This is a genomic window from Streptomyces sp. 8L (assembly GCF_020176795.1).
GTDB lineage: Bacteria > Actinomycetota > Actinomycetes > Streptomycetales > Streptomycetaceae > Streptomyces.
Genome location: NZ_JAIUKE010000595.1, coordinates 1 through 6,044 on the forward strand (window position 1 = coordinate 1; position 6,044 = coordinate 6,044).

At 72.1% G+C, this 6,044-nt stretch carries 9 protein-coding genes; all 9 read right to left on the reverse strand.

Annotated features, from left to right (window positions below; all coding sequences use genetic code 11):
* Positions 1-128 precede the first annotated feature (128 nt).
* Positions 129-908, reverse strand: coding sequence for a DUF317 domain-containing protein (locus LCE31_RS35215; RefSeq protein ID WP_225021830.1), 780 nt, complete (start codon positions 906-908; stop codon positions 129-131).
* A gap of 2 nt (positions 909-910) precedes the next feature.
* Positions 911-1,237: a hypothetical protein gene (locus LCE31_RS35220; RefSeq protein ID WP_225021832.1), complete on the reverse strand. Its 327-nt coding sequence runs from the start codon at positions 1,235-1,237 to the stop codon at positions 911-913.
* A 261-nt stretch (positions 1,238-1,498) separates the two neighbouring features.
* Entirely contained in the window at positions 1,499-2,323 is an 825-nt protein-coding gene (locus LCE31_RS35225; protein ID WP_225021834.1) for a DUF317 domain-containing protein, read from the reverse strand.
* Positions 2,314-2,670: a hypothetical protein gene (locus tag LCE31_RS35230; protein WP_225021836.1), complete on the reverse strand. Its 357-nt coding sequence runs from the start codon at positions 2,668-2,670 to the stop codon at positions 2,314-2,316. Before LCE31_RS35230 ends, LCE31_RS35225 begins: the two co-directional genes overlap by 10 nt.
* 20 nt (positions 2,671-2,690) lie before the next feature.
* Positions 2,691-3,491, reverse strand: a complete 801-nt coding sequence (locus LCE31_RS35235) for a DUF317 domain-containing protein (RefSeq protein WP_225021838.1) — start codon at positions 3,489-3,491, stop codon at positions 2,691-2,693.
* The gene (locus tag LCE31_RS35240) at positions 3,488-3,871 is read right to left on the reverse strand and encodes a hypothetical protein (protein WP_225021840.1); all 384 of its coding nucleotides are present in this window, start codon (positions 3,869-3,871) and stop codon (positions 3,488-3,490) included. The genes LCE31_RS35235 and LCE31_RS35240 overlap by 4 nt, the downstream gene beginning before the upstream one ends.
* Before the next feature lie 279 nt (positions 3,872-4,150).
* On the reverse strand, positions 4,151-4,558 hold the full coding sequence (locus LCE31_RS35245) for a hypothetical protein (protein ID WP_225021842.1): 408 nt from the start codon (positions 4,556-4,558) through the stop codon (positions 4,151-4,153).
* A 16-nt stretch (positions 4,559-4,574) separates the two neighbouring features.
* Positions 4,575-4,949 carry a hypothetical protein gene (locus LCE31_RS35250; protein WP_225021844.1) on the reverse strand — a complete coding sequence of 125 codons (375 nt, stop codon included), beginning with the start codon at positions 4,947-4,949 and terminating at the stop codon, positions 4,575-4,577.
* Between the two features lie 269 nt (positions 4,950-5,218).
* Positions 5,219-5,974, reverse strand: coding sequence for a hypothetical protein (locus tag LCE31_RS35255; RefSeq protein WP_225021845.1), 756 nt, complete (start codon positions 5,972-5,974; stop codon positions 5,219-5,221).
* Between the last annotated feature and the right edge of the window lie 70 nt (positions 5,975-6,044).

Below are 6,044 nucleotides of genomic sequence, written 5' to 3' on the forward strand. Positions count from 1 at the left end.
AACATGGGCGACATCATGGCGCAGACCGCGGCGGGCGCGGTCTCCACGGGCACGCACGGCACGGGCCGCTCGTCGGCGTGGGGGGCCCCCCCCCCCCCGCCGGGGGGGGGGGGGGGGGGGGGGGGGGTTCAGCGGCTGCGGCCGTTGTCGGCCGGTGGACGGTGCGCGGCGCGGGGCTTCGTAGGCGTCCCGGGGCGCCGGGCGGCCGAGGAGTTGACGCGTTCTTCCAGGGCGTAGGCCAGGAGGGCGGCACGCACGTCCGTGGACTTGAGGGTGACGAGTTTCGGATTGCGGGTCGGTAGGCGGTGCCGTGTGCCGGTGCGGGCCAGCGGTGTCGGATCGGTGAGCGCGGTCGTGAACGCGCTGACGAGGTGGTGGGGGGTGTGTTCATCGAAGCGGGCCTGCCACACGGGCCGGTCCGGGCCGAGGGTGGCGGTGACAGACCAGGCGCCGTGCTCCTGCGAGGTTCCCAGGCGCTGGAGATAGGCCGTGGCGTCCGGCGACACGAGGCCGTTGTCCTGCAGAGCCGGTGTCCAGCCGGCCTGCTGGAGCGGTTTGCGGGGGTCGGACGGTGTGTTCCCCTTGGGGGCGGGATCGGTGAGGGTGTCGGTGACGGCGGCGATGAGTTCGACCGGTGTGTGGGCGCCGAAGCTGGCGTACCAGGCGGGTTGGCCGGGTCCGGGTGCGTGGCGGAGGGTCCACCACTGTCCGTCCGGGTCGGGTTCCAGACGCAGGAGTGCCTTTTGGTTGGGGCTGGAGAGGGTGACGCGGGGCATGAGGGGGTCGTGGCCGTGGCTCCAGCCGCTGGCTCGGTGGAGGGGGACGGTGACCCAGGCGGGATCTCCGCCGCCGGCGAGGTGGCGCGGGGTGATGAAGTCGACCTCGACGGTCTCGTGAGTGGAGGGCATGGTCACTTCTTCCGTGCCGCGGGCCGCACGGTGGGTGCGGGCTGCGGTGTGGGGGACGGCGCGGAGCGGGCTTTGCGGGCTGCGGTGTGGATTTCCCGGAGTGCTTTGCCGTGGGTGGCCCAATCGTCGAGGTAGCTCCAGGATTCGGCATGGTGTTCGGCGAGGGCATCGTCGAAGGCGGGGGTGCCGGGCTTGGCTGTGGCGGGGAGGGCCTCTTGGACGGACAGCCAGTGATCGTGCAGTTCGCCGAGCTGGTCGAGGGCGTCGCGCAGGGCGCCCAACTGGTAGAGCCAGCGGCGTTGCACCCAGGCCGTCGGCAGTTGGGCCAACTCGGTCTCGGCCGTGGCCAGCAGGCCACGGGCGCCGCGGCGGAGCGGTTCGAATGCTTCGGCGGTGTCGGCGTCGCGCTGGCTCGCGCGCCGGCCGTAGGCGTCACCGTCGTGGGGCCAGCCGTCGGGGTCGGTGTGCTTGTCGGCGTAGATGTCCCAGGCGTCGAGGATCTTCCTGCTGTCCCTCAGGTAGTCGTCGAGGCGGCGCAGGAAAACGCGCTGTGCGCGGTGGTTGGTGGAGATAGGGAGGTTCCTGTCGGTTCAGCGGCGAGGGGCCGGTTGCGCGTCGCTGGTCATGTGTGCCGGGGGCGCCGCGGGTTTCGTTTTGTGCCGGAGGGCGGAACGGGCATGGGCGCGCAGTGCGTTGATGCGTGCGGCGTGGGCGTCGACCACCTGCTGGGGAAGCACCTGGCTGGGCTCTTTCACCGCGCTGTAGTGCATGGTGTGCTCGTGCATGCCGCGTTGGAGCGGGCTGGGATCGCTCAGTGCGGTGAGGAAAGCGCTGACCAGGTGGGCGGGGGTGTGCTCGTCGAAGTAGGCGTGCCAGATGCGTGGTCCGGGAAACTCTCCGTGGCCGGGCTCGCGGGTCTCGATGTGCCAGGACCGTCCGTTGTGGAATTCGCTCAGTGGGCGCAGTTCGATGTGGCACAGGGAGTCCGCGGAGTGCGCGGTGTCGCCTGGGCCGCGGTGCCAGCCTGCCGAGACCAGCGGCTGCCATGGATCCGACTGCTGGGGTGGCGGGGCGATGAGGGCGTCGGTGAAGGCGGCGAGGACCTCGGCGGGCACGAGCTGTCCGAACGCGGCGTACCAGCCGGGACGGTTGTCGTGGTGCTCCCCCCGCAGCCGCCACCAGGCGGAAGAGTCCGACTGCGGGTCGAACTGGAGGCTGTGGCGAAGGTCCGCACTGCGCAGAACGATCTCGGCACTCAACGGGTCGGAGACCGGCCTCCAGCCGGCGGCGGCCAGGCCGTGGGTGACGTGGCGGGCGTCCCCGGGACCGGCGAGGTGGCGGGGGCTGGTGTCGAACGGGATCTGCCATGCGTACGTGTCGGCGAAGGCGGCGAGCTGCCGTTCGCTCACTGGCACCGGCCACACCCTGGCCTGCTCGGGGCGGCGTTGGCGTGCAGGTCGCTAAGATCGTCCAGGACGTAGTGGAGGGCGTGCTGGTCGGACTGCTCCCATGCGGCAGCGCGCAATTCGGTGATCAGGAAGTCGACGTGCGCGCTGTGCGGTGTGGCCAGGTGTTTTTCGAGGGTGCGGGCGAGAGCGCGCAGCGTGTCGGCCAGCTGCACGGGCAGACCGGTGTACTCGTCGAGGAGGGGCTCGACGAGCGCGAGGGCTTCCTCGGGCTCGGGGTTCTCGCGCAGGTAGACGGTGAGGTCCGAGAGCGTTTCGGTCAGTGTGCGTATGGCGTCCGGGCTGAGTGGGGGCATCGGGCTCCTCGGGGCGATGGTCAGCGGTGGTTGCGGGCTCTGCGGGCCGAGGCGTAGGTGGGGGCGCCGGCTCGTGGTGGGGCGCTGCGGGCGTTGGTGCGGGCCCAGGTGGCGGCGCGGGCGGCCGTGACCCGGGCCTGCTGCCACGCGCTGAGCTGCGAGGGCGTGACGGAGACCGACCAGGTCCGGATCTGCGTGCTGTGGGGAAGGTGCCCGCGCGGGCGCATCACGGGATCCGGGTTGGCGAGTTCGGCGGAGAACGCCTGCACCAAGTGCAAGGGGGTGGTCGGCGTGAAGAGGGCCGTCCAGCTGGTTCCCTGCGTGTCCTTGGCTCCGGTCCACCACATCCCCGGGCCGTCGAGGTCCTGGCGGTACTGCATCCAGGCGGTGCCGTCGGGGCTGGTGGCCAGGTAGTGCCCGCTTTCGAAACGGGTGTGCCAGTTCTGCTCGCGCAACGGCGTCCAGACGTTGGGGGCGTGGGCCGACGGAGGACGGGTGAGCGCATCACTCAGACCGGCAAGGATCTCCACCGGAATCTGCCTGCTCAGGTGCGCCGACCACTCGCCGCCGGGACCCGTCCGGCCATGGACAATCCAGCCGGCGTGCGGGCTGTCCGGGTCGTAGGCGATGCGCACGGTGCGCTCCGGACTGTCCATGCTCAAAGGACCCCGCGAGGGGGAGGTGTCCCGCCATCCTGATGCGCGCAGGAATTCTGATACGTGCCGGATGTCGCCGGCGCCGGCGAGGGTACGGGGCTGGACGAGGTAGTGCTGTTCGGCGCGTTCGCCGGGCCCCCAGCCCTGCCGTGCCTTCTTGTTCATCGGTGCCGCCGGGCCGTGAGCGGTGCGGCAGCCGGAGGCGTCGCCGGGGCGGTGCCGGGCTGGATGCCGGCGCGCTGGAGCGGGTCACGGTGCTCGTCCAGGTCGAGGGTGAGGTCGTGCAGTTCGTTCGCGGCGCGGCCCAGAGCGAGCCACACCTCTGTGGGGAGAACTTCCCGCGCTGCCTGCGTCTTGGCGAACGAGGTTGCGGTGGCGAGGAGATGGGCGACGCTGCCAAGGATGCCGGCGTTCGGTTCGAGGACGTGTGCGATGACCCGCGCGGCCTGGGGCGGGGGAAGCTGTGCGAGGCGGTCGGTGAGCTGGCCGAGGTAGCGGGTGATCTCGTCGGCCAGCCTCACCGGGTGGAGGGTGGGGCGGGACATGCTCCTCCGGGACGGTGGATGGTCAGCGATGGTGGCGCCGCCCGGCGCACTGCGCCGCGGCACGGGTGGCCTCCGGGCCGCGGTGCAGTGGGGAGGAGGCGATCGGGGCCGGTCGGGATGCAGGTGCGCAGGTATCGGCGGAACACGGCGGTCGCGAGCCGGGGCATGAGCTCGTCGCTGATCGCTGGGGGCGTACGGGCTGCTACGGGGTATCTCCGGGAAACGGGACCGGCCGATGGGCCGGCCCCGGCGTGCAGCCGGGGCCGGCGGCGGGACCTCTCACTGGGTGCGGTGGGCCGGGCCGGGAGGCGAGGGAGGGCCGGCCGCTGCCGCCTGCTGCGCGGCGGAGCGGGCCGCGCGGCTGCGGGCCTCCTTCAGGGCCCTGCGGTAGGTGGCCTCGTCGAAGACGTCGGGTGTGCAGTTCACTTCGTATCCGGCCAGAAGCAGGACGGGGATGGTGCTGGTCGCCAGGCGTTTCTGGTCGTGAGCATCAAGGTGTTCGGGGACGGTGTGCCAGATGTAGACCGGCCCGTTCGTGGAGTGTTCGTGGCGTTGCAGGCCGAGGCGTTCGAGGAGGTTGTGCAGCTCGGCGGGGGCTGCGGTCGGGGTGTCGGCGTGAATGGTGGTTGTGAGGGCCTTGATGTAGATCTCGACGTCGGTGCCGTTTTCGTCGGCCAGATTGGCCATGGGCATATCTCCGGGTTCAGCGGTGGCGCGAGGCGGCGGGCTGGGGGATGCTCGCCTGTGGTGTGGGGGCTGCCGGTTGTGACACGCGGGCGGCGTGGTTGCGGGCGCAGAGCATGGCGTGCGCGGCCTGGCTCATCAAGCCGGTGGTCTGTCCGACCTGCACGAAGGCTTCGGGTTCTGTGCCGGGGGCGCTGCCTTGGAGGTCGCGGGCGGTGTTCCAGGCACGGACGAGTACGTCCCGGGTGAGGTGGAGCAGACCGCCGGTCGGGGCGGCGATCTCGCTGAGCACCTCGGCCACCGCGCTGCCGGTCTTGGCGGCCGAGGCCCGCTCGGCGAGTTGGCCGAGATAGCGCAGGGCCGCGTCGTGGTCGCCGTGCGCTATGGCCAGCATGTTGAGGGCGGGGTCGAGGTGGACGCTGTGGCCGGCGACGAGCAGGGCGTGCGCGGCGGTGGTCGCCTTCAGGCGCTGCTGTTCGAGGGGCAGCCCGTGCGGAAGCCGGTGGTAATCGCCACGCGGTCCGCGGGCGGTAAGGAAGCCGCCGGTCCGTTGGAGGAGGTCCGCCGCCTTCTCGGTGCCGCCGATGGCGACGACGAGGCCGGTGCGTGGGTCCTTGGTGATGGCGACGTATTCCAGGATTCAGAAGCGGGGCTTCGCCTGGCTCATCGAGTCCTGGTGGCCGGAGCGCGGGTGCCGGCCGGGGAGGGCGGCCCAGAAGCCGGGGCGGCGGTGGGCGCGCTGCGGCCCGCCGGGTGCTGCAGGGCGGTCGCGATGCCGAGCGTGTCGAGCTGCGGGCCGATCGCGCGCAGGGCGCGTGCCTGTGCCTGGGTGTCGGCGCCGTCGAGGCGGTAGATGCCGCTGTGCGGGTCCTGGACGAAGCCGCCCGCCACGAGGACGGCGCCGGCACGCTCGTCGGCGGGAGCGGTGGCGACGCTGCCATCTGGCTGCCAGGTCAGGACGACCCGGTCCGGCTGCGAGGGCTGCAGGCCGTCCAGGGCGTTGCGCCGGACCTGGGCGAGAGCGCTGTCGTAACGGGCGAGCAGGTCCTCGGCGACGCGCTCGGCGGCCAGGAAGGGATCGTCGGCCAGGGTGATGCCGCCCGGTTCGGGAACGCCGCGGTAGGCCTCGTCGGGCAGGGCGCGCGGCGCCACGGCGGCGATATGGAACCCGTCGCGCGCGTCGTGCCGGTCCACCAGGACGAGCTGCGCGCCGTCGGCGCGGCTGAGGACGGCTGCCTGCTGGAGGGAGTGCTCGGCGAGGAAAGCGGCGATCAGGTCCAGGTCCCAGATCCGGTCGCCGAGTTCGGCGAGTTCGTCCTTCGCGTCCGGCGGGAGGTAGGTGCTGGTCCAGGTGTCGGGGAGTTCGCCGGCGAGGACGTCGGCGAACGAGGCGAGGCGCTCGGAGGTGTGGTCGTGCATTTTGTCCTTGGATGGAGTGGGAGTCAGCGGCGCAGTCCGGCGGCGACCGGGGGCGGCGGGGCCGTGTGCC